This is a genomic window from Streptomyces sp. NPDC001599 (assembly GCF_042893535.1).
Taxonomy (GTDB): domain Bacteria; phylum Actinomycetota; class Actinomycetes; order Streptomycetales; family Streptomycetaceae; genus Streptomyces.
The window spans coordinates 321,687-343,283 of sequence record NZ_JBIAVA010000003.1 but is presented as its reverse complement, the minus strand read 5'-3'; the positions used below and the strand labels follow the sequence as shown (position 1 = coordinate 343,283).

General features: G+C 73.6%; 25 protein-coding genes. 11 read left to right on the top strand and 14 right to left on the bottom strand.

Annotation, left to right across the window (positions count from 1 at the left end; genetic code table 11):
• The first annotated feature begins 153 nt into the window (after window positions 1-153).
• Window positions 154-2,535, top strand: coding sequence for a SpoIIE family protein phosphatase (locus tag ACFYZ3_RS10420; protein ID WP_388515207.1), 2,382 nt, complete (start codon window positions 154-156; stop codon window positions 2,533-2,535).
• A 129-nt stretch (window positions 2,536-2,664) separates the two neighbouring features.
• Window positions 2,665-3,330, top strand: coding sequence for a DUF4232 domain-containing protein (locus ACFYZ3_RS10415; protein ID WP_388515205.1), 666 nt, complete (start codon window positions 2,665-2,667; stop codon window positions 3,328-3,330).
• A gap of 32 nt (window positions 3,331-3,362) precedes the next feature.
• Here ACFYZ3_RS10415 and ACFYZ3_RS10410 read toward each other — a convergent pair whose 3' ends face one another.
• The 3 genes from ACFYZ3_RS10410 to ACFYZ3_RS10400 all read right to left on the bottom strand — a co-directional run bounded on the left by ACFYZ3_RS10410 (window position 3,363) and on the right by ACFYZ3_RS10400 (window position 5,404).
• Window positions 3,363-4,331 (bottom strand): aldo/keto reductase, encoded by a 969-nt coding sequence (locus tag ACFYZ3_RS10410; protein ID WP_388515975.1) that lies wholly within the window; start codon window positions 4,329-4,331, stop codon window positions 3,363-3,365.
• Window positions 4,332-4,408: 77 nt separating this feature from the next.
• On the bottom strand, window positions 4,409-4,957 hold the full coding sequence (locus tag ACFYZ3_RS10405; RefSeq protein ID WP_388515203.1) for a flavoprotein: 549 nt from the start codon (window positions 4,955-4,957) through the stop codon (window positions 4,409-4,411).
• A gap of 9 nt (window positions 4,958-4,966) precedes the next feature.
• Window positions 4,967-5,404, bottom strand: a complete 438-nt coding sequence (locus ACFYZ3_RS10400; protein WP_388515201.1) for a nuclear transport factor 2 family protein — start codon at window positions 5,402-5,404, stop codon at window positions 4,967-4,969.
• 96 nt (window positions 5,405-5,500) lie between these two features.
• Between ACFYZ3_RS10400 and ACFYZ3_RS10395 the strand changes: the two genes are divergently transcribed.
• Window positions 5,501-6,079, top strand: coding sequence for a TetR/AcrR family transcriptional regulator (locus ACFYZ3_RS10395; protein WP_388515199.1), 579 nt, complete (start codon window positions 5,501-5,503; stop codon window positions 6,077-6,079).
• Here ACFYZ3_RS10395 and ACFYZ3_RS10390 read toward each other — a convergent pair.
• Window positions 6,054-6,254 (bottom strand): ferredoxin, encoded by a 201-nt coding sequence (locus tag ACFYZ3_RS10390; protein WP_115740476.1) that lies wholly within the window; start codon window positions 6,252-6,254, stop codon window positions 6,054-6,056. The genes ACFYZ3_RS10395 and ACFYZ3_RS10390 overlap by 26 nt on opposite strands.
• Window positions 6,255-6,266: 12 nt before the next feature.
• A complete protein-coding gene (locus ACFYZ3_RS10385) occupies window positions 6,267-7,487 on the bottom strand; it encodes a cytochrome P450 (protein WP_388515197.1) in 1,221 nt (406 codons plus the stop codon).
• A gap of 310 nt (window positions 7,488-7,797) precedes the next feature.
• Here ACFYZ3_RS10385 and ACFYZ3_RS10380 point away from each other — a divergent pair, with 310 nt between their 5' ends.
• Complete coding sequence (locus ACFYZ3_RS10380) at window positions 7,798-8,247, top strand: nitroreductase family deazaflavin-dependent oxidoreductase (protein WP_388515195.1); 450 nt, start codon at window positions 7,798-7,800, stop codon at window positions 8,245-8,247.
• Between the two features lie 64 nt (window positions 8,248-8,311).
• Here the strand turns inward: ACFYZ3_RS10380 and ACFYZ3_RS10375 are convergent, their stop codons facing one another.
• Window positions 8,312-9,328: a cation diffusion facilitator family transporter gene (locus ACFYZ3_RS10375; protein WP_388515193.1), complete on the bottom strand. Its 1,017-nt coding sequence runs from the start codon at window positions 9,326-9,328 to the stop codon at window positions 8,312-8,314.
• A 166-nt stretch (window positions 9,329-9,494) separates the two neighbouring features.
• Between ACFYZ3_RS10375 and ACFYZ3_RS10370 the strand changes: the two genes are divergently transcribed.
• Window positions 9,495-10,520, top strand: a complete 1,026-nt coding sequence (locus ACFYZ3_RS10370) for a glutathione S-transferase family protein (RefSeq protein ID WP_388515191.1) — start codon at window positions 9,495-9,497, stop codon at window positions 10,518-10,520.
• A gap of 48 nt (window positions 10,521-10,568) precedes the next feature.
• Complete coding sequence (locus ACFYZ3_RS10365) at window positions 10,569-10,877, top strand: DUF4235 domain-containing protein (RefSeq protein ID WP_003978083.1); 309 nt, start codon at window positions 10,569-10,571, stop codon at window positions 10,875-10,877.
• A gap of 80 nt (window positions 10,878-10,957) precedes the next feature.
• On the opposite strand, the gene ACFYZ3_RS10360 is transcribed toward ACFYZ3_RS10365, so the two are convergent.
• Window positions 10,958-11,353 carry a VOC family protein gene (locus ACFYZ3_RS10360; protein WP_003978082.1) on the bottom strand — a complete coding sequence of 132 codons (396 nt, stop codon included), beginning with the start codon at window positions 11,351-11,353 and terminating at the stop codon, window positions 10,958-10,960.
• Between the two features lie 164 nt (window positions 11,354-11,517).
• Here ACFYZ3_RS10360 and ACFYZ3_RS10355 point away from each other — a divergent pair, with 164 nt between their 5' ends.
• Both ACFYZ3_RS10355 and ACFYZ3_RS10350 read left to right on the top strand, forming a co-directional pair.
• Window positions 11,518-12,459: an NADP-dependent oxidoreductase gene (locus ACFYZ3_RS10355; protein WP_388515189.1), complete on the top strand. Its 942-nt coding sequence runs from the start codon at window positions 11,518-11,520 to the stop codon at window positions 12,457-12,459.
• A gap of 185 nt (window positions 12,460-12,644) precedes the next feature.
• On the top strand, window positions 12,645-13,031 hold the full coding sequence (locus ACFYZ3_RS10350) for an anti-sigma factor antagonist (RefSeq protein WP_388515188.1): 387 nt from the start codon (window positions 12,645-12,647) through the stop codon (window positions 13,029-13,031).
• On the opposite strand, the gene ACFYZ3_RS10345 is transcribed toward ACFYZ3_RS10350, so the two are convergent.
• A complete protein-coding gene (locus ACFYZ3_RS10345; protein WP_388515187.1) occupies window positions 12,997-13,950 on the bottom strand; it encodes a ribose-phosphate diphosphokinase in 954 nt (317 codons plus the stop codon). The genes ACFYZ3_RS10350 and ACFYZ3_RS10345 overlap by 35 nt on opposite strands.
• 210 nt (window positions 13,951-14,160) lie before the next feature.
• Here ACFYZ3_RS10345 and otr(A) point away from each other — a divergent pair, with 210 nt between their 5' ends.
• Both otr(A) and ACFYZ3_RS10335 read left to right on the top strand, forming a co-directional pair.
• Entirely contained in the window at window positions 14,161-16,068 is a 1,908-nt protein-coding gene (gene otr(A) / locus ACFYZ3_RS10340; protein ID WP_388515186.1) for a tetracycline resistance ribosomal protection protein Otr(A), read from the top strand.
• Window positions 16,069-16,085: 17 nt separating this feature from the next.
• Window positions 16,086-16,769: a DUF4230 domain-containing protein gene (locus ACFYZ3_RS10335; protein ID WP_388515185.1), complete on the top strand. Its 684-nt coding sequence runs from the start codon at window positions 16,086-16,088 to the stop codon at window positions 16,767-16,769.
• 213 nt (window positions 16,770-16,982) lie between these two features.
• Here ACFYZ3_RS10335 and ACFYZ3_RS10330 read toward each other — a convergent pair whose 3' ends face one another.
• From ACFYZ3_RS10330 to ACFYZ3_RS10305, 6 genes are read right to left on the bottom strand one after another with little or no spacing between them, the layout of a single operon-like run.
• A complete protein-coding gene (locus ACFYZ3_RS10330) occupies window positions 16,983-18,764 on the bottom strand; it encodes a complex I subunit 5 family protein (protein WP_388515184.1) in 1,782 nt (593 codons plus the stop codon).
• Window positions 18,764-19,123: a sodium:proton antiporter gene (locus ACFYZ3_RS10325; protein ID WP_388515182.1), complete on the bottom strand. Its 360-nt coding sequence runs from the start codon at window positions 19,121-19,123 to the stop codon at window positions 18,764-18,766. The genes ACFYZ3_RS10330 and ACFYZ3_RS10325 overlap by 1 nt, the downstream gene beginning before the upstream one ends.
• A 7-nt stretch (window positions 19,124-19,130) precedes the next feature.
• Complete coding sequence (locus ACFYZ3_RS10320) at window positions 19,131-19,907, bottom strand: MnhB domain-containing protein (RefSeq protein WP_388515180.1); 777 nt, start codon at window positions 19,905-19,907, stop codon at window positions 19,131-19,133.
• A complete protein-coding gene (locus ACFYZ3_RS10315) occupies window positions 19,904-20,203 on the bottom strand; it encodes a hydrogenase subunit MbhD domain-containing protein (RefSeq protein ID WP_361002734.1) in 300 nt (99 codons plus the stop codon). The genes ACFYZ3_RS10320 and ACFYZ3_RS10315 overlap by 4 nt, the downstream gene beginning before the upstream one ends.
• Window positions 20,196-20,648 (bottom strand): MrpF/PhaF family protein, encoded by a 453-nt coding sequence (locus ACFYZ3_RS10310; protein WP_388515178.1) that lies wholly within the window; start codon window positions 20,646-20,648, stop codon window positions 20,196-20,198. Before ACFYZ3_RS10310 ends, ACFYZ3_RS10315 begins: the two co-directional genes overlap by 8 nt.
• Window positions 20,645-20,827, bottom strand: coding sequence for a hypothetical protein (locus ACFYZ3_RS10305; RefSeq protein ID WP_388515176.1), 183 nt, complete (start codon window positions 20,825-20,827; stop codon window positions 20,645-20,647). Before ACFYZ3_RS10305 ends, ACFYZ3_RS10310 begins: the two co-directional genes overlap by 4 nt.
• A gap of 224 nt (window positions 20,828-21,051) precedes the next feature.
• On the opposite strand from ACFYZ3_RS10305, the gene ACFYZ3_RS10300 reads away from it, so the two are divergent.
• Window positions 21,052-21,591 carry a VanZ family protein gene (locus ACFYZ3_RS10300; RefSeq protein ID WP_361002742.1) on the top strand — a complete coding sequence of 180 codons (540 nt, stop codon included), beginning with the start codon at window positions 21,052-21,054 and terminating at the stop codon, window positions 21,589-21,591.
• The last annotated feature ends 6 nt before the right edge of the window (window positions 21,592-21,597 follow it).

Sequence of the window (21,597 nt, the reverse complement as noted above, 5' to 3'; positions counted from 1 at the left end):
TCTACCCTGCGTCGCCCGACCGGTCCGGTGATACGCGGGGCGGTCGGGCACCCTGCGCCCGGTGAGTACGGATCCGCACGGCGCCCGAACCCACTAGGCTGGAAACAAGGTGACGCGCTGATCACCGTGAGTGTGCGCAATGGAGTGGCGACGATGAGTCCGGTCAACCCGTTCGACGATGCCGCCACGGCCCGCGCCGTCGTCGACGGCTCCGGCACCTTGCGGGAGTGGAACGAGGGCGCCCGCCTGCTGCTCGGCCACCCGGCGGCCGAGGTGGTCGGGCACCCCGCCGCCGACCTGCTCGCGGACGACCACGACGGCACACCGCCGGGACACGACGACGACCAGTGGAGCGGCACCCTGGCCCTGCGGCACCGCGACGGACACACCGTGTCGGTGTGGGTGCTCGCGCACCGCAGACCGGCTGCGGACGGCGCCCCGCCCACGTGGCTCGCGGCCACCCCACTGCGATCCGGTCCGGAACCGGAGGACGACCCGCTGGTCAGGGCAGCCCTCACCCAGTCCCCCTGCGCCATGATGATCTTCGACGAGCGGCTCCTGCTGCGCGGGGTCAACGACGCCATGGCGCGGCTGCTGGGGCTCCCGCCCGACCGCGTGCGCGGACTGCGGGCCACCGACTTCAGCGCCCGGCCGCAGAACGCGGAGCTGGAACGGCAGATGCGGCGCGTGCTGACCACCGGCCGCCGGCACGACCTGCAGACCCGCCTCAGGGCCGTCGGCGAGAGCCGCGCCCACGCGTGGAACGCCCGTATCGCGCCACTCACCGACGCCGACGGTCAGGTGCTCGGCGTGTGTGTCAGCGCCCACGACTTCACGGAGCAGCACCGCGCCCGGGAGCGGCTGCAACTGGTCAACGAGGCCAGCGTGCGCATCGGCACCACCCTCGACGTCACGCGTACGGCCGAGGAGCTGGCGGACGTGTGCGTTCCCCCGCTGGCCGACTTCGTCAGCGTCGACCTGCTGGATCCGCACGAGCACGGCGGCGAGCCCGCCACCCTGGTCGAACCGCCGGTCGCTCTGCGCCGCACCGCGCACCGGTCGATCACCGAGGGCGGCCCACAGGCGGTGGCGGAGATTGGTCGGCTGGACGTCTACCCGGCCGGCTCTCCCCAGGCCGAGTGCCTGCTCTCGGGGCAGGTGATCGTGGCCTCGGAGGCCTACGGCGACCTGGAACGCTGGCTCCAGTGGGACCCCGCCCGCCTGCGGCGGGTGAAGGAGTACGGCATCCACTCCACGATGTCGGTGCCGCTCCAGGCCCGCGGCACCACCCTCGGCGTCGCGGTCTTCACCCGGTTCCGGCGTCCCGACCCGTTCACCCACGACGACGTGCTGCTGGCCGAGGAGGTCAGCGCCCGCGCCGCCGTCTGCATCGACAACGCCCGCCGCTACTCCCGCGAGCGCGAGGCCACGCTGACCCTGCAGCGCAGTCTGCTGCCCCGGTGGCTGCCGCCCACCGCCGCGGTGCAGGCGGCCTCCCGCTACCTTCCCGCGGCCCGCTCGGGCGTCGGCGGCGACTGGTTCGACGTCATCCCCCTGTCCGGAATGCGGGTCGCCATGGTCGTCGGGGACGTCGTCGGCCACGGCATCCCGGCCTCGGCCACGATGGGCCGGCTGCGCACCGCCGTCCGCACCCTCGCCGACATCGACCTGACGCCCGAGGAGTTGCTCACCCATCTGGACGACCTGGTCGTCCGGCTGTCCGAGGAGTCCGGCGACGACCGGGCGGGCGAGGTCGGCGCGACGTGTCTGTACGTGGTGTACGACCCGGTGTCGCGGCACTGCTCCATGGCGCGGGCCGGGCACCCGGCGCCCGTCCTGGTCCCGCCGGACGGTCCGCCGGAGCAGGTCGAGCTGCCCTCCGGGCCCCCGCTGGGCGTGGGCGGACTGCCCTTCGAGTCGGCCGAGCTGGAGCTGCGCGAGGGCAGCGTGCTGGCGCTGTACACCGACGGACTGGTCGAGAGCCGGGACCGGGACACCGACGCCGGCCAGGCGCTGCTGCGCGAGGCACTGGCCGCCCCCGCCGACTCCCTGGACACCGCCTGCGACCGGGTGCTGCACCGCCTCCTCCCGTCGGGCAGCGCCGCCGACGACGTGGCGCTGCTGCTGGCCCGGACCCGGGGGCTGCCGGCCGGACAGGTCGCCACCTGGGACATCCCCGCCGACCCCGCGCTGGTCGCCCCGGTACGCAAGCAGGTCCTCGACCAGCTTTCCGACTGGAACCTGCTGGAGGCGACCTTCACCGCCGAGCTGGTCGTGAGCGAACTGGTCACCAACGCGATCCGGTACGGCTCCCCGCCGATCCGGCTCCGGCTGATCCACGACACGGCCACCCTGATCTGCGAGGTCTCCGACACCAGCCACACCGCGCCGCACCTGCGCCGGGCCAGGACCTGGGACGAGGGCGGGCGCGGGCTGCTGCTGGTGGCTCAGCTCACCCAGCGCTGGGGCAGCCGGCACACGGCCGAGGGCAAGACGATCTGGGCGGAGCTGGGGCTGCTCGACGACGAGGCGTGAGCCACCCGCCCCGATGCGGAGTGCGCCCCTCGTTTCCCGGGCCGTGCCGCGGGACACTCGCAGTACGGGGGTGTGCGATGCCGGTCGCGCCGGGACCGCACGCGAGTTTGACGGGAGTGTGGAGGAGCGATGGCGAACACGTCCCAGCCGCTGCGCCGGACGGCCCTGCTCGCGAGCGGGGCCGCGCTGCTCGGGCTGCTGACCGCCTGCGGCAGCGAGAGCGCCGCATCGAGCGGCACTCCGCAGCCGAGCCAGGCCGCCCGCACGGCCGGCACGGCCCCGGACAGCGGCAGCGCGACGCCCGGCGACAGCGCGCCGGCGGTCGACGCCACGCCCACCGACACCGCGGGCTCGGCCTCCGCGTCGGCCCGCACCGACGGCCGCTGCCACACCTCGGAACTGCGGGCCACCGTCGGCCGCGTGGACCCGGGGGCAGGGCAGCGCAACTTCCCCGTCGTGCTGACCAACACCTCCGACCGCACCTGCACGGTGTACGGCTATCCGGGCGCCGCCTTCGTGGACGCGTCCGGCAAGCAGCTGGGCCCGGACCCCGAGCGCGCGCCGGGCTCCCCCGAGACGCTCACGCTGACGCCGGGCAAGAGCGCGTGGGCCGGGCTGTCGTTCTCCAGTCCGCAGATCAGCGGCGCCCGCACGGCCACCCCGGCGGCGCTGCTCGTCACCCCGCCGGACGAGCGGGAGCCCCTCAAGGTGAAGTGGACGGCCGGCGAGGTCCCGGTCGGCGGCAACGAGTCGTCGGTGTCCGTCACCGCCCTGGACGCGGGCACCGGCCCCTGAGGCACCGGTGCCCGACGGTGCCGCTTGCCCGCTCAGTGACCGGCGATCGGGTGCGGCGCGTAGGGCCGCTCCAGCTCCTCGATCTCCTTCTCGCTCAGCGTGAGTTCGACCGCCGCCACGGCGTCCTCGAGGTGACCCGGCCTGGAGGCGCCGACGATCGGCGCGGTCACCGTGTCCTGGTGCAGCAGCCAGGCCAGGGCCACCTGGGCGCGCGGGACGCCGCGCTCACCGGCGATGCGGGTGACGGCCTCCACCACGGCGCGGTCGCCCTCCTGGTAGAGGGTGCTGCCGAAGTTGTCGGTGGCGCTGCGCCCGGTGGCGGTGTCCCAGTCGCGGGTGAGGCGGCCGCGGGCGAGCGGGCTCCAGGGCAGCACGCCGACGCCCCGGTCCGCGCAGAGCGGCAGCATCTCGCGCTCCTCCTCGCGGTAGACCAGGTTGTAGTGGTTCTGCATGGACACGAACGGGGTCCAGCCGTGCCGCTCGGCGGTGTACTGCATCTTGGAGAACTGCCAGGCGTACATCGAACTCGCCCCGATGTAGCGCACCTTGCCCGCCTTCACCAGGTCGTGCAGCGCCTCCATCGTCTCCTCGACCGGGGTGTGCGGGTCGAAGCGGTGGATCTGGTAGAGGTCGACGTAGTCGGTGCCCAGGCGCCGCAGGCTGTGGTCGATCTCGGTCATGATCGCCTTGCGGGAGAGTCCGGCGCCGTTCGGCCCGGGGCGCATCCGGCCGTTCACCTTGGTCGCGAGCACGATGTCGTCGCGGCGCGCGAAGTCGGCCAGCGCCTTGCCGACGATCTCCTCGCTGGTGCCGTCGGAGTACACGTTGGCGGTGTCGAAGAAGGTGACGCCGGCCTCCAGCGCCTGCCGGATCAGTGGACGCGAGGCCGCCTCGTCGAGGGTCCACTCGTGCGTGCCGCGGTCGGGCACGCCGTAGGTCATGCACCCCAGGCAGATCCGCGAGACGTCCAGACCCGTCGAACCGAGCTTCACGTACTGCACCTTGCTGCTCCCGTCGTCGCCGATCATCTGTACCAGGGCGAGCGTACGACTTCGCGCGGGCTCGGGCCCCGGCCGGGTCAGCGCCGTTGGACCAGGTCGAGGGCCCGTTCCCAGCCGAACTCCGGGCGGCCGCCCTCCTCCCCCGCGTCCCCGGCGTACGGGTCGCCGAAGCGCACGCCCATCGCGCGCAGCCGGGCCAGGCTCTCCCGGTAGGCGGGGTGCGAGGCCAGCGCCTCGCCCACGCACGGCAGGACGGCGACGGGGACCCCGAGGCCGCTCGCCTCGCACAGGGTGGCCACGGCGAGGGTGTCGGCCAGGCCCGCGGCCCACTTGTTGATCGTGTTGAAGGTGGCGGGAGCGACCACGACGGCGTCGGGCGCCGGAAAGGGCCGCGGATCGCCGGGCGTGCGCCAGGCCGAGCGGATCGGACGGCCGGTCCGCGCCTCGACGGCGTCCGCGTCGAAGAAGCCGCCCATGGCGACCGGTGTCGCGATGACCCCGACCTCCCAGCCGCGTCCCCGCGCCGCGTCGATCAGCCCGCCCACGCCTTCGGCCACGCCCGCGGCGCAGACGACGACGTAGAGGAAGGGTCGTGCGGTCCTGCCGCTTCCAGCCCGGTCGCTCATCCAGAAACCCTACTGGGCGGGCCTCGGACCGAGGATGCGCCGGTCCTCCTCCTCGATGGGCACATCGTTGATGCTCGCCTCGCGCCGGGTCATCAGCCCGTGCTCGTCGAACTCCCACAACTCGTTGCCGTAGGAGCGCCACCACTGGCCGTCCGCGTCCTGGGACTCGTACTGGAAGCGGACGGCGATGCGGTTGCCGTCGAAGGCCCACAGGTCCTTGCGCAGCGCGTACTGCCGCTCGCGCTGCCACTTGGCGGTCAGGAACTCGACGATGGCGGCGCGGCCGGTGAGGAAGGCGTCGCGATTGCGCCAGACCGAGTCCTCGGAGTAGGCGAGGGCGACCTGGTGCGGGTCGCGGGTGTTCCAGGCATCCTCGGCGGCCCGCACCTTGCGTTCGGCGGTCTCCCGGGTGAACGGCGGCAGGGGCGGCCGGTCGGTCGTCGTCATGGCTGAACCTCCAGGGGCAGCAGTGGAGAACGAGCGTTCTCCACTGGACTGCTACCGTAGGAGAACGCACGTTCTCCGGTCAAGGAAGAGGTCCCCATGGACAGCGAGGTCGCTCGGGAGCGGGCGCTGGACGCGGCGGAGCGGCTCTTCTACGCGCGGGGCGTGCGGGCGGTGGGCATGGACGAGGTCCGCGGCGCCTCCGGCGTGTCGCTCAAACGCCTCTACCAGCTCTTCCCGGCCAAGGAACAGCTCGTCGTGGCCGCTCTGGACCGGCGCGACGTGCGCTGGCGGGGGCGGCTCGCCGAGTACGTCGGCCGGCACGAGGAGCCCGGCGAGCGCGTCCTGGCCGTGTTCGACTGGCTCGGCGTGTGGTTCGCGGAGCCCGGTTTCCGCGGCTGCGCCTGGATCAACGCCTACGGCGAACTCGGCCCCGCCTCACCCGCCGTGGCGGAGCGGGTGCGGGCGCACAAGGCGGCGTTCCGCGCCTTCCTCGACGCTCTGGCGGCCGGCGCGGGGCTGCCCGCCGCGCTGGGCGGGCAGCTCTTCCTGCTGGCGGAGGGCGCCATGGTGACGGCGGGCGTTGCGGGCGGTACCGAGCCCGCGCGCCAGGCACGGGAGGCGGCACGGGTGCTGCTGGGCGCGGCCGGGGTCAGCCGACCCGCTCCGAGACGGTGATCGCGCCGACGGGGCAGGCGCGGGCCGCCTCCCGGACCAGCGCGCTGCCGCCGCCGTCCTCCCGGCCGGGCCTGAGCGTGCTGTAGCCGTCGTCGTCCTGGGTGAAGACACCGGGGGCGGTCAGGGCGCACTGGCCCGCGCCGATGCAGGTGTCCTTGTCGATGCCGATACGCATGCCGGGAGCCTCCTACCAGGCCACGGGGAGTTCCAGCATCCCCTGGATCGTGTCGCCGGGTTTGAAGGGGATCTCGTCCGCCGGGGCGGCCAGGCGCAGCGTGGGCAGCCGGTCGAAGAGGGTGTGCAGGGCGATCTCCAGTTCTGCGCGGGCCAGGTTCTGGCCCAGGCACTGGTGGATGCCGAAACCGAAGGCGACGTGGTGGCGGGCCGGGCGGTGCCAGTCGAGGGCGTCCGGTTCGGGGTAGACGCTCTCGTCGCGGTTGATGACGGAGGTGGCGAAGACGACCCCGTCGCCGGCCCGGATGGTCTGCCCGTCCACGTCGATGTCCTCGGTGGCCATCCGCAGCAGCCCGTCGGCGATCGACAGGACGCGCATCAGCTCCTCCACGGCGTCGGGCAGCAGCGCGGGGTCCGCACGCAGGTCGGCCAGCCGCCCGGGGTTGGTCAGGAGCGTGTAGGTGCCCAGCGAGATCATGTTGGCGGTGGTCTCGTGACCCGCGACCAGCAGGATCACCGCGAAGGCGATCAGCTGTTCGCGGTCGGTCGCGCCCTCGCTCTCCTGTCGCCGGACCAGGTCGTCCAGCAGGCCCTCGCCGGGCGCCCGCCGCTTGCGGTCGACCAACTCCCCCAGGTACGCCTCCAGTCGGTCGCGGGCGTTCCTGGTGTCGGCGGGCAGGGGGCCGCGCAGCAGCCGGCGGGACTGTTCCTCGAAGAACTCGTGGTCGGCGTAGGGGACGCCGAGCAGCGCGCAGATCACCATCGAGGGCACGGGCAGCGCGAAGGCCGTCACCAGGTCGGCGGGCGGACCCTGCGCGATCATCGCGTCGAGCCGTTCGCCGACGATCCGCCGGATGCTCGGGCGCAGTGCGGCGGCGCGTTTGAGGGTGAACTCCGGGAGCACCATCCTGCGCTGGACGCGGTGCTCGGGGTCGTCCACGCCGAGCAGGGCGGTCCTGCGCTCGCGCACGGCGGCCAGGCGCGCCGAGGTGGCGGGGAAGCCGTCGCGGGTGCGGTCGGTCGACAGGCGCTGGTCGGCCAGCAGCCGGCGCGCGGCGGCGTGCCCGGTCACCAGCCAGGCCGGGCGGCCGTCGAAGAGCGTGATCCGGGCCAGTGGACGGGCGGCGCGCAGCGGGTCGTACGCGGCGGGCGGGTGGTAGGGACAGGTCCGGTCCTGCGGGAAGGCGACGGCGGGTGCCGGGTGGGTGTGCGTCGTCGTGTCGGTGTCCGTCATGGAAGACCTCGCAGACGAGGAGGGCGTCGGATCGATCTTCATTAGATGCCTGGGGCACCTATGGGGCGACGGCAAGTTCGGCCAGATCGGTGGCGGAGGCAGACTGGCCGGGGAACACCGCTCCAGGGGTGGTAGGACCCTTGCGTGCCGGTCTCCGCCGCGACGCGCATGGCGTGATCGCGGCCTCCCGCGGCCCCGATCGCGCCCCGTGACTGGCCGAGCGGCACGGGGTTCGGGGGACGGGATGCGGTAAGGATGGGAAGGGGCCGGTCCGCCGGCCCCATGTCACGACGAACACGGACGGACGCACATGCCTCTTGACGGCGAGTACGAACCCAGCCCGACGCAGTGGGTGCGTGAACAGGTCGAGTTGTACGAGAGCTCGGGCGGCACCCGGGGCACGACCCTGAGGGACACGGGGCTGCCGGTGATCGTGCTGACCACCCGGGGCGCGCGCAGCGGCAAGCTGCGCAAGACGCCGCTGATGCGCGTCGAGCACGACGGGCGCTACGCGGCGGTCGCCTCGCTGGGCGGGGCTCCCCAACACCCGGTGTGGTACTTCAACGTGACCGCCGACCCCCGGGTGGAGCTCCAGGACGGGCCGAGGAAGCAGGACATGACGGCGCGTGAGGTCACCGGCGCGGAGAAGGCTCAGTGGTGGGAGCGCGCGGTCGCGGCGTTTCCGTCGTACGCCGACTACCAGAAGAAGACCGACCGGGAGATCCCCGTCTTCGTCCTGGAGCCGTCCCACGCGGGCTGAACCGGGCGTGCGGGAGTTTCCCGGATCTGCGTGCATGGGCCGGCGGGTTGTGGGAACACGTCGTTCAGGCCCCGCCGCGTTCCCCCGTCGCGGCGGGGCTTTGCGCCGCCTCCCGCGCGGGCCGGTCCGTGACGTCGAGGAAGACCTGGTCCGCCTCGGGGACGGTGCGCGCGATCGACCTCTTGATGCGCACGGCGACCTCCTCCACCCGTTCGCTGTCCAGGCCCGGCACGAGATCGACGCGGGCGGCCACCAGGGCCGAGTCCAGGCCGGTCTTCATGGTGAACAGCGCCTCGACACTGTCGATCTCCGGCTGGGCGCGCAGCAGTGCCCGGATCCGGCCGCTGGCCTCCGGGTCGGCGGCCTCGCCGATCAACTGGTCGCGGGCCTCTCGGCCCAGCCGGTAGGCCACGTAGACCAGCAGTGCGCCGATGGCGAGCGAGGCGCAAGCCTCCCACACCACCTGGCCGGTGACCATGTGCAGGACCATGCCGGTCATGGCGAGGCAGACGCCGAGCACCGCGGTGCCGTCCTCGGCGACGACCGTGCGCAGCGCCGGGTCCCGCATCCCGTCGGCGAGCCCGCCCTGGCCCCGCACCTGGTGCAGGGCCCGCAGCAGGGAGCCGCCCTCCGCGAGCAGGGCAAGGCCCAGCACGATCAGTCCGGCCACGTAGCCGCCGAGGTTCTCGTCGGCGCCGGTGCGCAGGGCCTCGACACCCTGGAAGAAGGAGAAGCAGCCGCCCATGACGAAGATGCCGACGGCCGCGAGGAGCGACCAGAAGAAGCGTTCCTTGCCGTAGCCGAAGGGGTGCCTTCGGTCGGCGGGGCGGCGGCTGCGGCGCAGTGCGGCGAGGAGGAAGATCTCGTTCATGCTGTCCGCGACGGAGTGTGCCGCCTCCGACAGCAGCGCGGGCGATCCCGCGACGAACCCGCCGACCGCCTTGGCGACGGCGATCACCAGATTGGCCGCCAGGGCCACGAGTACGGTGACGCGTGTCCTGCGGTCGGCCTTCCGGCCCGGCTTCTCTTCCCCGGCTGTCCCACTCACGAAGCCCCGACTGCCCCGGCCGGCGCGCCTCACACCCCGCCCTGCGGGTGGCCGCCAGTGCCGACCGGCGAAAACGGGGAACGCCTCTACAAGGGGCCGGTGCAAGGGCGCACGGCCGGTCGAGGACACGGACGCACGGAACCACCGACGCACACGACCACCGACGCAGGGACTCGGACGGCGGAAGGAAGGCAGGGGCATGAGCGGTGACGACGGGACGCCCGGGAACAGCGGCTACGGGAAGAAGGCGTTCAAACGGTCCCGGAGCCACTTCGCGGACCGGATCACGGCGGACGGCCGGGACGGCTGGCCCGTGGAGGCCGGCCGCTACCGCCTGGTGGTGAGCCGCGCCTGTCCGTGGGCGAGCCGGGCCCTGGTCTCCCGGCGGCTGCTGGGCCTGGAGGAGGCCCTGTCCCTGGCGGTCGCCGACCCGATCCAGGACGACCGCAGCTGGCGGTTCACGCTGGACCCGGACGGCCGCGACCCGGTCCTCGGCATCCGCTACCTCAGCGAGGCCTACGACCGGCGGGAGACCGGCTACCCGGGCGGGGTGAGCGTGCCCGCGGTCGTGGACGTGCCCAGCGGGGCGCTCGTCACCAACGACTACCAGCAGATCACCCTCGACCTCGCGACCGAGTGGACCGCGCTGCACCGGCCGGGCGCGCCCGACCTGTACCCGCGGGCCCTGCGCGACGAGATCGACGAGGTGATGGCGGGCGTCTACGAGGACGTCAACAACGGGGTGTACCGGGCGGGCTTCGCCACCGGCCAGGAGGAGTACGAGGCCGCGTGCGCGGGTGTGTTCCGGCGGCTGGAGCAGTTGACGCCCCGGCTGGAACGGCAGCGCTACCTGGTCGGGGACACGATCACGGAGGCGGACATCCGGCTGTTCACCACGCTGGTCCGTTTCGACGCCGTGTACCACGGCCACTTCAAGTGCAACCGCTGGAAGCTGACGGAGAACCCGGTGCTGTGGGCGTACGTCCGCGATCTCTTCCAGACGCCCGGATTCGGGGACACCGTCGACTTCGACCACATCAAGCGCCACTACTACCAGGTGCACACCGGCGTCAACCCGACCGGCATCGTGCCCCTGGGCCCGGACCTGGCCGGCTGGCTCACCCCCCACCACCGGCAGGAGCTGGGCGGGCGTCCGTTCGGCGATGGCACCCCGCCGGGGCCGGCCCGGGCCGAGGAGGAGGTGCCGGCGCGGGGCAGGCCCTGACCCGGGATCCGTACGACCATTCAGCGCACACCAGGCAAGGAGATTCCCATGGCGAAGACGGCGAAGAAAAAGAAGAAGAAGCTCCCCCTCGCCTACAAGCCCGTCGGGTTCGCGCTCGGCTGGCTGGGCGGCACGCTGGCCGGAATGACGTTCCAGAAGACCTGGAAGGTGATCCGGCACGAGGACGACGCGCCCGACGCCCTCGACCCGGACCGCGGCTGGGGCGAGATCCTGCTGGCCGCGGCGATCCAGGGCGCCATCTTCGCCGCGGTGCGCAGCGCCGTGGACCGTACGGGCGCCAAGGCCATCGAACGCTCGACCGGTTCCTGGCCGGTCCCCGCGAAGGGCCGGGACTGAGCCGCGCCGCCCGGCAGCGTCCAGGGGGTGTCGTTCGGATCAGGCCGGCTCCGACCCCGGCAAGATCCAAACGACACCCCCTAGCCCTGCTTGGGTGCCGTCGGGGCGAGGGTGCGGCGGAGGGTGAAGGAGTGGCCGGCCGGGTCGGAGAAGCCGCGCTCCTCGTGCGGGCCGGCCGGGTCCTTCGCCTCCACCGGACGTCCGCCCAGCCCCACGATCGCGCGCTCCGCCTCGTCCAGGTCCGCCACCACGAAGTCCAGGTGGACCTGGAGGGAGTTCTCCGGGCGCGGCCAGCTCGGCGGGGTGGCGTTCACGTCCCGCCGGAAGGCCATGCGGAAGCCGCGGGGGCCCTCGATCTCGATCCGGTTGGCGCTCACGTCGCTCTCCTCGGCGCCCAGCAGCCCCTTGTAGAACTCGGCGAGCCGCTCGGGTTCGGCGCAGTCGAGCACCACGACGCCCGCGTTGACCAGTGCCATGTCTCCTCCGAAGGATTCCGGGCGACGGGCCGTCGTGCCCCCGCCCTGTACCTTGCGGATGTCCCGGCCCGGCGGAAACAGTCGGCGGGCAGCCACCCGGCCGGCACGGTTGCAGAGCCTGCCGCCCGTCCCCTCCCTTCCCCTCCCCCAGTTGCGAGGTCTCGATGAACACCATGCGCGCCATCGGCCAGGACGTCCTCGGCGGTCCCGAGGTCCTGAAGGAGGTACGGCCCGAACGCCCCGAGCCGCGCCCGAACGAGGTACTGGTCCGGGTGCGTGCCGCCGGGGTGAACCCGACCGACTGGAAGCACCGGGCGACCGGCGGCTTCCTCGGCGAGCCGCCCTTCGTACTGGGCTGGGACGTGTCGGGGGTGGTGGAGTCGGTGGGGATCGGCGTCGCCGCGTTCCGTCCCGGTGACGAGGTCTTCGGCATGCTGTCCTACCCCTTCGGCCACGGTTCCCACGCCGAGTACGTCACCGCCCCGGCGCGCACCTTCACGCCCAAGCCGTCCGGGATCGACCACGTCCAGGCGGGTGCCCTGCCCCTGGTGTCGCTGACGGCGTGGCAGGCCCTGGTGGAGCGCGCGGAGGTGCAGCCGGGGCAGCGGGTGCTCGTCCACGCGGCGGCCGGTGGTGTGGGCCATGTGGCGGTGCAGATCGCCAAGGCACGGGGTGCCCGTGTGATCGGCACGGCGAGCGCCGGCAAGCACGAGTTCCTGCGCTCCCTCGGGGCGGACGAGACCGTGGACTACCGGGAGACGGACTTCGCCGAGACGGTGAAGGACGTCGACGTCGTCCTGGACACGATCGGCGGCGACACGTCACTGCGGTCCCTCAGGGTGCTGCGGCCGGGCGGAGTGGTGGTCTCGATCCTGCCGGTCGGGTCGGACGACTTCTACGAGGAGGCCGACCGGCTGGGTGTGCGGGCGGTGCGGATGCTGGTCGACGCCGACCGGGCCGGTATGGAGGAGATCGCCCGCCTGGTCGAGTCGGGACGCTTGCGCGCCACGATCGCACAGACGTTCCCGCTGGCCGAGGCGGCGCGGGCGCACGCACTGGGCGAGACCGGCCGCACCACGGGCAAGCTCGTCCTCGAGATCGACTGAGCGGTCGACCGGGCGTGGTCATCCCCCTGATCGGCGGGCGGTCGGACATGGCTCTGAGATTTCGATGACATATGTCAATCGAACATGCTCAAACTCGCTCGATCGGGGTAACTTTCCGAGCGGACTGGGTAGTTGAGCCCCCGGAAGCAGGCCGGAGCGGCCGCGACAGGCTGGAGGCAAGGTTCGTGCGGCAGGAATCCGCGTCGCCCACCCGGCACCTACGTGTGCGCCACCACCGGGGACACACGGTGCTGGAGTTCCGGGGCGAGATCGACATCGCCTCGGCGGCGGAGATCGCTCCGTACCTGGACCGGGAGACGGGCCGTCCCGGCGCCCGGGTCGTCCTGGACCTCGGCGGCATCGAGTTCTTCGACTGCTCCGGGCTGCGCCTGCTGTACCGGGCCCGGAGCCAGGTGCTCGACGGGGGCGGGCAGGTGCACCTGGTGTGCACCCACGCGCTGACCCTGCGCATGCTGCGGATCACCGGCCTGGCGCGGCTGCTGCCGCCGTGGCCGACCCTGGACGAGGCCCTCGGCGTCAGCCGGCCGGCCGGGCGTCGAACAGGGCACTGACCGACTCGCCGTTGTGGATGCGGCGCACCGCCTCGGCGAGCGCCGGGGCGATGGACAGGATCCGCAGCTTGTCCGTGTGGTCGCCCACCGGCACCGGCACGGTGTTGGTGCACACGATCTCCAGCACGTCCGGCTGCTCGCTCAGGCGCCCGAGCGCACCGGCCGCGAACAGCCCGTGCGTGCAGGCGAGGCGGATGGTGCGCGGGCCCGACTCCCGGAGCCGGTCGAGGAGTTCGAGAACCGTGCTGCCCTTGGCGATCTCGTCGTCGAGCACGATGACATCCCGTCCCGCGACGTCCCCGATCACCGAGCTGATGCTGACCCGGTCGTCGGCGTACCGCTGCTTCGCGCCGGCCGCCACCTGGGCGCCGAGCATCCGGGCGAACGCCGCGGCCTCCTTGGCGTTGCCCAGGTCCGGTGAGACGACGGTCGCGCGGGAGAGGTCGTACTGCCGGAAGTGCGCGGCCAGTTCCCGCAGCGCGTGCAGGTGGTCGACCGGGACGGAGAAGAAGCCGTGCACCTGGGGAGAGTGCAGGGTCATGGCGAGGACCCGGCTCGCCCCCGCGGCCACCAGCAGGTCGGCGACCAGGCGCCCGCCCAGCGAGATGCGCGGGGCGTCCTTCTTGTCGGAGCGGGCGTAGGAGTAGTGCGGCATGACCACGGTGATGCGGCCCGCCGACGCGCCGCGCGCCGCGTCGCACATCATCAGCAGCTCGACGAGATGTTCCTGGACCGGTGCGACCAGCGGCTGGACGAGGAACACGTCCCGCTCGCGGCAGTTGGCCATCAGCTGCACCTCGAGGCAGTCGTTGGCGAACCGGCTGACCCGGGTGGGGCTGAGCGGCACGCCCAGCTGGGCGCAGACCTCCTCGGCCAGCTCGGGGTGGGCACTACCGCTGAACACGGCGATGTCTCGCACGGACCGCTCCTCGCGTGATCCCCTCCGGCCGGGATCCCCAGCTTACGGAAATCCTGTTGCGTCGCGCCCGGGGCCCCGCGCCATGATGGCGCCGTCCGTCCGCACACGGGCTCGTCCAGCCTCCTCACGTCAGGATCCCTCGCATGCGCCGACTCCTCGGATTCCCCCAGCGCCCCTTCCGGCTCACGGCTCCCGAGGACTCCTCCACTCATGCGCACCCTGAACATCGGCATCCTGGCCCACGTCGACGCAGGTAAGACCAGCCTCACCGAACGGCTGCTGTTCGACCACGGCGCCGTCGACCGGCTCGGCAGCGTCGACACCGGCGACACCGTCACCGACGACGGCGGTATCGAGCGCCGCCGCGGCATCACCATCCGCTCCGCCGTCGCCGCCTTCACCGTCGGCGACACGCGCGTCAACCTGATCGACACGCCGGGACACTCCGACTTCGTCGCGGAGGTCGAGCGGGCCCTGGAGGTGCTCGACGGGGCGGTGCTGCTGCTGTCCGCCGTCGAGGGCGTCCAGGCGCGGACCCGCGTCCTGATGCGCGCCCTGCGGCGGCTGCGGCTGCCCACGCTCGTGTTCGTCAACAAGATCGACCGGACCGGCGCGCGCACGGACACGCTGCTCGGCGACGTCCGGCGCCTGCTGACGCCGCACGTAGCGCCGCTGACCGAGGTGACGGACGCCGGTACCCCACGCGCCCGGGTCACCCGCCGCCCGCCCGACGGGCGGACGGCGGAGGCGCTCGCCGAGGTCGACCCCGAGATCCTGGCCGCGCTGGTCGACGGCCCCGAGCCGACGGAGGCGGGACTCGCCGCCGCCCTCGCCGCCCGTACCGCCGACGGCTCGTTCCATCCCCTGTACCACGGCTCCGCGCTCGGCGGCCAGGGCGTCGCGGAGCTGGTCGAGGGACTGGTCGGCCTGGTCCCGGCCGCCACGCCGGGCACGTCCGGCGGCACGGAACCGCGCGGCACGGTCTTCGCCGTGCGGCCCGGACCCGCCGGCGAGCGCACCGCGTACCTCAGGCTGTACGGCGGCGAGGTGCACCCGCGCATGCGGCTCACCTTCCTGCGGCGCGAGTCCGACGGGCGGACCACCGAGGTCTCCGGCCGGGTGACCCGCCTCGACGTCGTCGGCGGCGACGCCACGCTCACCGCCGGGAACATCGCCGCGCTCACCGTCCCCGGGGGTCTGCGCGTCGGCGACCGGCTCGGCGAACCGACCGGTCGCGCACCGCAGTTCGCGCCACCGACCTTGCAGACCCTGGTCCGGGCCCGGCACCCGGAGCAGGCGGCGCCGCTGCGCTCCGCCCTGCTGGCGCTGGCCGACCAGGATCCGCTGCTGCACGCCGGCCCGGCGGCGTCCGGCGCCACCGCCCTGCTCCTGTACGGCGAGGTCCAGATGGAGGTGCTCGCGGCGACACTGGCCGAGGACTTCGGCATCGAGGCGGAGTTCACGCCGGGCCGCGTCCGGTTCCTGGAGCGCCCGGCGGGCACGGGCGAGGCCGCGGAGGAGATGCCGTGGCTGGACCGCACCCGGTACTTCGCGACGATCGGGCTGCGCGTCGAACCGGGTCCGCGCGGCTCCGGCGGCGCCTTCGGGTACGAGACGGAACTCGGCGCGCTCCCCCGGGCCTTCCACCAGGCCGTCGAGGAGACCGTCCACGCCACGCTGCGGACCGGGCTGACCGGTGCCGCGGTCACCGACTACCGGGTCACGCTGGTCCGTTCCGGCTTCGACTCGGTGCTCAGCACGGCCGCCGACTTCCGCGGGCTGACACCGCTCGTGCTGCGCCGTGCCCTCGCGCGGGCGGGAACCGTGCTCCACGAGCCGTACCAGGCCTTCGAGGCGGAGGTCCCGGCGGACACGCTGGCCGCAGTGACGGCCCTGCTGGCCTCGCTGGGCGCGGACTTCACCGGAACGACGGGGGGCGACCCGGCCTGGATCGTCACCGGCGAGCTGCCGGCCCGGCGGGTGCGGGAGGCCGAGCTGCGGCTGCCGGGACTGACGCGCGGGGAGGCCCTCTGGTCCTCGCACCCCTGCGCGGACCGTCCGCTGAATCCCGGAAACTCCGGGTCTGGCAAGGGAGTTGGGGGGCATCCGGGTGAGTAGGAAGGAGGGCCGTCGCCATGACGACTCCCGTCAGGAAGCCCACGAGCCCCGCCGAGACGCCCGCGCGACGCATGCCCGGCTGGGCGAAGGCGCTGACCGCGCTGGTGCTGGTGCTCGTCGTGCTGTTCGCGGGGCTGCGCCTGAGTGTCGTACCGGGGCTGAAGGACCTGTTCGGCTCCGAGACCCAGGACCGTTCGGGTCCCGCTCTGCTGAAGTCCGTCCAGGACATCAGCCGTTACGACGCCGCATCCGGCAATTTCCAGGTCGTCGTGGACCTGGAGAAGGACGCCAAATTCCTGCCCGACGCGATCCGCGGCTCCCGCACCCTGTACGTCGGGGCCGGCACCGTCGACGCCTTCGTCGACCTGGGGAAGGTGGACGAGGACGACGTGACGGTCGACGACGCGCGGACCTCGGCCACGCTCCGGCTGCCGCACGCCGCGCTGGGCGAACCGGCGCTCGACCCCGACCGTTCCTACGCGGTCTCCAAGCAGCGGGGGCTGCTCGACCGGCTCGGCGACCTGTTCTCGGACAACCCGAACGGCGAACAGGCCGTCCAGAAGCTCGCGGCCCGGCACATCGGTGACGCCGCGAAGGACAGTGAGCTGAAGGCGCGTGCGGAGAGCAACACCACCGCCATGCTCCGGGGACTGCTGACCTCACTCGGCTTCGAGGAGGTACGGGTGACGTACGGGACCTAGGGGGTGTCGTTTGGATCAGGCCGGCCGCAGCCTCCGTTGCCTTGTGGCCGACCCGAGCGGGGTCTGGTGCGTGGAGCTGCAAGGCGGAGGAGGGCGACAGGGCGGAGCCCTGGCAACCGACGACAACGCCGCAGATGCGCGTGCCAGACCCCGCGACCCCGGCAAGATCCAAACGACACCCCCTAGGCCGGTCGGCCGTGGGTGCCGCTCGGCTCACCCGGACAGGACGCCGGGGAGGGCCAGCGCCCCCAGCAGGGCGGTGCCGACCAGCAGCCAGGCCACGTAGTCGCCGACGTGCCCGGACTGCAGCCGCCGCAGGGGCAGCGCCCAGTCCGGTACGGCGAGCAGCCCGGGGCGGCCGACGGCGACGGCGGCCAGCGCCACGGCCAGGACGGTCGACAGGAGTCCCAGGCCGACGCCCAGGGGCGTCCAGTGCACGGAGGTGTGGACCAGACCGGCCGAGGTGGCCTCGCTCATGGCGTGGGCCACCGCGTCGCCGAAGCCGGGGACCGCACCGGCCGCGAGGGCCCCGGCGAGCAGGAGGGCGGGAACGGCCGTCATGGTGTCGGGCACCCGGCCGAGCTGCTGCCGGGTCTCCGGCTCCTCCCCCGCGCCGGTCGTCTCGTAGGCGTCGGCGGCGCCCCCTTGGCCGGCGTCCTCGGGTGCGGGGCCCAGGCCCCAGAACACCCGGGCCGCGACCCGCAGTACGGCTGCCGCGGTGACCGCGCTCGCCAGGACGTAGAGCACGGTGAGCGGGCCGCCCACCGCCTCCTCGGTGACGGACTTGCCGAGCGCCGTGCCGAACGGCGGCAGTCCCGCGAGGCCCAGCGCGCCTACGACGACCATCGCGCCGACGCCGCGCAGCGGACGGGCGCGGCCGTGCAGGACGCGTTCGTCGACGCTGCCGTACCGGTCGAGGAGGATCCCCGCGCAGGCGAACAGCGCGGCCTTCACCCCGGCGTGCCCGACGACGTACAGCGCGACTCCGTCGTCGCCCTCGGGCGTGAGGGTGCCGACCCCCAGCAGGAACAGACCGGTGTGCGCGATCGTCGAGTACGCGAGGAGCCGTTTGATGTGCCGCTGGTGCCAGCACATCACCGCGCCGAGCGCCGCCGTCAGCGCGCCCAGCACCGTGAGCACCCGCTCCACGTCGGTGGCGGGCAGTCCGCCGGGGCCCGAGAACACGGTGTCGTAGACCCGCCAGACGCCGAAGACGCCCAGCTCGACCATGACGCCGGACAGCAGCATGCACACCGGCGTGGGGGCGACCGCGTGTGCGTCCGGCAGCCAGAAGTGGAAGGGGACGGCCGCCGCCTTGACCAGCAGGCCGGTCAGCACGAGGACGAAGCCGGTCAGCACCAGTGCGTCGGGCGGGCCGTGGGCGTCCAGCGCGTCGCCGATCCGGGCCAGGGCGAGTTCGCCGGTCCGGGCGTAGAGCAGCGCGATGCCCATGAGGAGGGCGTAGGCGCCCAGGGAGTTGACCACGGCGAAGGTCAGCGCGCCCTGCACGGCCCTGGCCTCCTCGACCCGGTGGCCGGTCAGGGCGTAGGCGACGACACTCATCAGCTCGAACCAGACGAACGCGTTGAACAGGTCGCCCGCGATCACGAAGCCGCACATGCCGGCCTGGAAGACCAGCACGAGCGCCGGAAACGCCCCGGCGTGGCCGTGCGGCGGCTCGTCGAAGGAGCGCCAGGAGTAGGCGAGGGCGGCGAGGGTCAGCACGGACACCAGCGCGGCCGTGCCGAGTCCGGGGCCGTCACCCGTCAGGACGATGCCGACGCTGTGGCCCGCCACGGGCTCCCAGCCGCCCACCCACTCGGTCAGCGGCGGCGAGGACCGCGTCAGCAGGAGGACCGCGAGTGCCGCGGTACCGGCCGCGACGGCGCAGGCCACGCCTTCCGCGACGGGGCGGGGCACCAGCCGGCCGCAGGCGGCGAGCAGGGCGGCGCCGAGCAGCGGGAGGGCGACGAGGAGGGGCAGCAGGTGGTGCATCAGCCGCGCAGCTCGCTCAGTTCGTCGGGGTCGACGGTGCCGTGCCGCTTGGCGACCTGGACGACCAGGGCCAGCAGGAGGGCGGTGACGGTGGCTCCGACGACGACGTCCGTGAGGGCGAGGGCCTGGACCACGGGGTCGACCACCGGCCGGGCGCCGGGCGCGAGGTCGGAGAAGACCGGTGCGGTGGCGCCGTCGCGGTAGCCGACGGCCAGCAGCAGGACGTAGGTGGCGGCCTGGCACACGGACAGGCAGCCCACCGCGTGGACCAGGTCGCGGCTGGTGGCCAGGCCGTAGCAGCCGGCCAGGAAGACCCAGGCGGCCACCAGGTAGGGCAGCACGTGCGTCAGCTCGGACATGGGGCTCTCACTTCCCGCGCCGGTCGGCGTCGTCGTGTCCCTCGGCGTTCTCGCCCTCGTCCGCGATCTCCACGGCCTGGTCCAGGAACCCGGCGAGCAGGACGACGACCGCGCAGGCGACCTCCATGCCGATCGCGGCGTTCAGCAGCGGGACGGTGCCGGCGGAGGCGAGCGTGTTGAACGTGCCGTACGGGAGCAGCGTGTTGGCGAGGAAGGCGGAGCCGCCGAGCAGGGCGGCCAGGCCGGTGACGAGGTAGGCGGAGGCGGCGAGCGCGTCCCCCGTCTCGTAGGGGACGAGGGGCCGTACGCGTTCGAGGGCGCGGTAGTCGGCGCCGAGGTAGAGCAGGTGCAGGGCGGTGGCGGCGACGACGCCGCCCTGGAAGCCGCCGCCGGGGCTGACCTGACCGTGGGCGACGACGTAGAGGCCGGTCAGCAGGGCGAGAGGCAGCACGAGCAGGGCGTAGCGGCGCACGGGCCGAGAGACGGCGGCCGGTTCGGGGCGGGCCCGGTGCTCGTCGCGGGTCTGGCGCAGCAGGACCACGCAGCCGAGGACCGCCGCGAACAGGATGCTCATCTCGCCGAGCGTGTCGAAGGCCCGCTGGTCGAAGGTGACGGAGGCTACGGTGTTGGCGGTGTGCCGGCTCAGGGACGCCTCGACGGCCCGGTCGCCGTAGGGGTGCCGGTCGCCGCCGAAGCGGGGCAGGTCCAGGCAGGCGGCCAGGAGGAGCGCGGCGAGTCCGGCGCCGCCCACGGCCACCAGCCACAGCCGCGCGCGGGGGCTCACCGGCCGCTCTCCCTTCCGCGCCGCTCGGCGGGGCCGCCGTGCCCGCCGTCGCCGCGCTGCCCGCGTCGGCGCACCTTGCGGACCGTCAGCATCAGCAGGAGGGGGGTCAGCGCGGAGCCCACCGCCAGCTGCGACAGGGCGACGTCGGGTGCCTGGAGCACGGTGAACAGCACGGCGAGGACGACGCCGAGGACGGCCAGGACCAGTGACTGGCGCACCGGGTCGCGGACCGCCACCGCCGCCGTGGCGGACACGGCGACCAGCAGCAGCGCGAGGACGATCACGGCCTCAGTCACGGCGGCCCTCCTGCATCCCGCCCGCGAGCGCCCGGGAGGCGACCAGGTTGCCGCCGACCAGCAGCGCCCCGACGACCAGCAGCTTGACCAGGGCCCGGCCCGGACCGGTGGCCACGCCCACCGCCACCACGACCGCGGCGCCGAGGGCCGCCGCCGTGAGGGTCGGGCCCCGGGCGTGCGGCGGGTCGTCGGCCAGTTCGTCGGCGAGCAGCCGGGCGAAGACCAGCGTGCCCACCGGCCCGAGGACGGCGAGCACGAGGGCGAGGTCGACGTAGGCGGGCCGTTCGTAGCCCTGGGCCAGCAGCAGGAAGGCGGGGCAGGCCAGCGCGGTGGACAGGTTCTGAGCGGCGGCGCGGCGGCGCAGGGGTCCGGTCACCACGCCCCACAGGGTGGCTCCGACACCCGCGGCGAGCACCACGGCCGCGGCGAGGATCCAGCCGTTCACGGGCCGCTCACCGCCCGCCGCGCGGCCCGGGCGACGAGCGCCGTCACGGCCGAGGCACCCGCACCCACGGCCAGTTCCAGGGGGCCGACGGTGCTGACGAGGACCAGCCAGAGCGCGGTGAGCGGGGCCCACCAGGCGGCCACCTCGACCGCGGCGAGGAGTGTCCTACGACTCTTCACACGCCACCCTTTTGTCGCTGTTGTTCCGGCTTCGCCGCCATCCAAGCACCGTGCGAGGGGCGGCCGACGGCGGCGCGCGGCGACTCCCCCGGCCGGGGTGCCCCGTCCCGTGGAGGGGAAACCGGACAGCTGTGCGCAGCGGGCGTGCGGTTCGCCGGGCATCCTCGGCGGTTCGGCGGGTAACCGCGCTACCACGCGGGGAAGTTGACGACTGGAGGACCGACATGGCTCGTGCCGTCTCACGACCACGTTCGCGGCCGCACCCCCGCGCCGGCAAGCCGCGGGGCGGCGACCGTCCCGAACGGCACACGCTCGCCCTGCCGTTGCGACTGCTGGCGACGGCGTGCGCGTTCGTCTTCATGGTGGCGTTCGCGGTGGTGCTGGCGCGGCTGACCCTGCACCCCTCCCCCGCGTCCGAGGCCCTGACGCACACCAACCTGCACCCCGGACGCTCGCTGAAGGCCTATCTGGACCAGCCCGCCCTGCGCGACGCGGTCAAACAGATCGGCGGGAACATCCTGCTCGGCGTACCGTTCGGCGTCCTGGTCCCGGTCGTCGCCCCGCGCACGCGCGGGGTGCTGCGCGTGCTGCTGCTGACGGCCGTCGTGATGCTGCTGGTGGAGTCCGCCCAGGGCGTCCTGGTCACCGGCCGGGCCTTCGACGTCGACGACGTCATCCTCAACACCGGTGGGGCGCTGATCGGTTACCTGGTCCTCGGCCGGCGCATGAGCCGCACGGTGCACGCGCGCGGGGGACGTACCTGAGACCGG

What these genes read in the sequence shown, in the direction of transcription:
- ACFYZ3_RS10420 (WP_388515207.1), top strand. Translation starts at nt 154, where the DNA reads ATGAGTCCGGTCAACCCGTTCGACGATGCCGCCACGGCCCGCGCCGTC.
- ACFYZ3_RS10415 (WP_388515205.1), top strand. Translation starts at nt 2,665, where the DNA reads ATGGCGAACACGTCCCAGCCGCTGCGCCGGACGGCCCTGCTCGCGAGC.
- ACFYZ3_RS10405 (WP_388515203.1), bottom strand. Translation starts at nt 4,957, where the DNA reads ATGAGCGACCGGGCTGGAAGCGGCAGGACCGCACGACCCTTCCTCTAC.
- ACFYZ3_RS10400 (WP_388515201.1), bottom strand. Translation starts at nt 5,404, where the DNA reads ATGACGACGACCGACCGGCCGCCCCTGCCGCCGTTCACCCGGGAGACC.
- ACFYZ3_RS10395 (WP_388515199.1), top strand. Translation starts at nt 5,501, where the DNA reads ATGGACAGCGAGGTCGCTCGGGAGCGGGCGCTGGACGCGGCGGAGCGG.
- ACFYZ3_RS10390 (WP_115740476.1), bottom strand. Translation starts at nt 6,254, where the DNA reads ATGCGTATCGGCATCGACAAGGACACCTGCATCGGCGCGGGCCAGTGC.
- ACFYZ3_RS10385 (WP_388515197.1), bottom strand. Translation starts at nt 7,487, where the DNA reads ATGACGGACACCGACACGACGACGCACACCCACCCGGCACCCGCCGTC.
- ACFYZ3_RS10380 (WP_388515195.1), top strand. Translation starts at nt 7,798, where the DNA reads ATGCCTCTTGACGGCGAGTACGAACCCAGCCCGACGCAGTGGGTGCGT.
- ACFYZ3_RS10370 (WP_388515191.1), top strand. Translation starts at nt 9,495, where the DNA reads ATGAGCGGTGACGACGGGACGCCCGGGAACAGCGGCTACGGGAAGAAG.
- ACFYZ3_RS10365 (WP_003978083.1), top strand. Translation starts at nt 10,569, where the DNA reads ATGGCGAAGACGGCGAAGAAAAAGAAGAAGAAGCTCCCCCTCGCCTAC.
- ACFYZ3_RS10360 (WP_003978082.1), bottom strand. Translation starts at nt 11,353, where the DNA reads ATGGCACTGGTCAACGCGGGCGTCGTGGTGCTCGACTGCGCCGAACCC.
- ACFYZ3_RS10355 (WP_388515189.1), top strand. Translation starts at nt 11,518, where the DNA reads ATGAACACCATGCGCGCCATCGGCCAGGACGTCCTCGGCGGTCCCGAG.
- ACFYZ3_RS10335 (WP_388515185.1), top strand. Translation starts at nt 16,086, where the DNA reads ATGACGACTCCCGTCAGGAAGCCCACGAGCCCCGCCGAGACGCCCGCG.
- ACFYZ3_RS10330 (WP_388515184.1), bottom strand. Translation starts at nt 18,764, where the DNA reads ATGCACCACCTGCTGCCCCTCCTCGTCGCCCTCCCGCTGCTCGGCGCC.
- ACFYZ3_RS10325 (WP_388515182.1), bottom strand. Translation starts at nt 19,123, where the DNA reads ATGTCCGAGCTGACGCACGTGCTGCCCTACCTGGTGGCCGCCTGGGTC.
- ACFYZ3_RS10300 (WP_361002742.1), top strand. Translation starts at nt 21,052, where the DNA reads ATGGCTCGTGCCGTCTCACGACCACGTTCGCGGCCGCACCCCCGCGCC.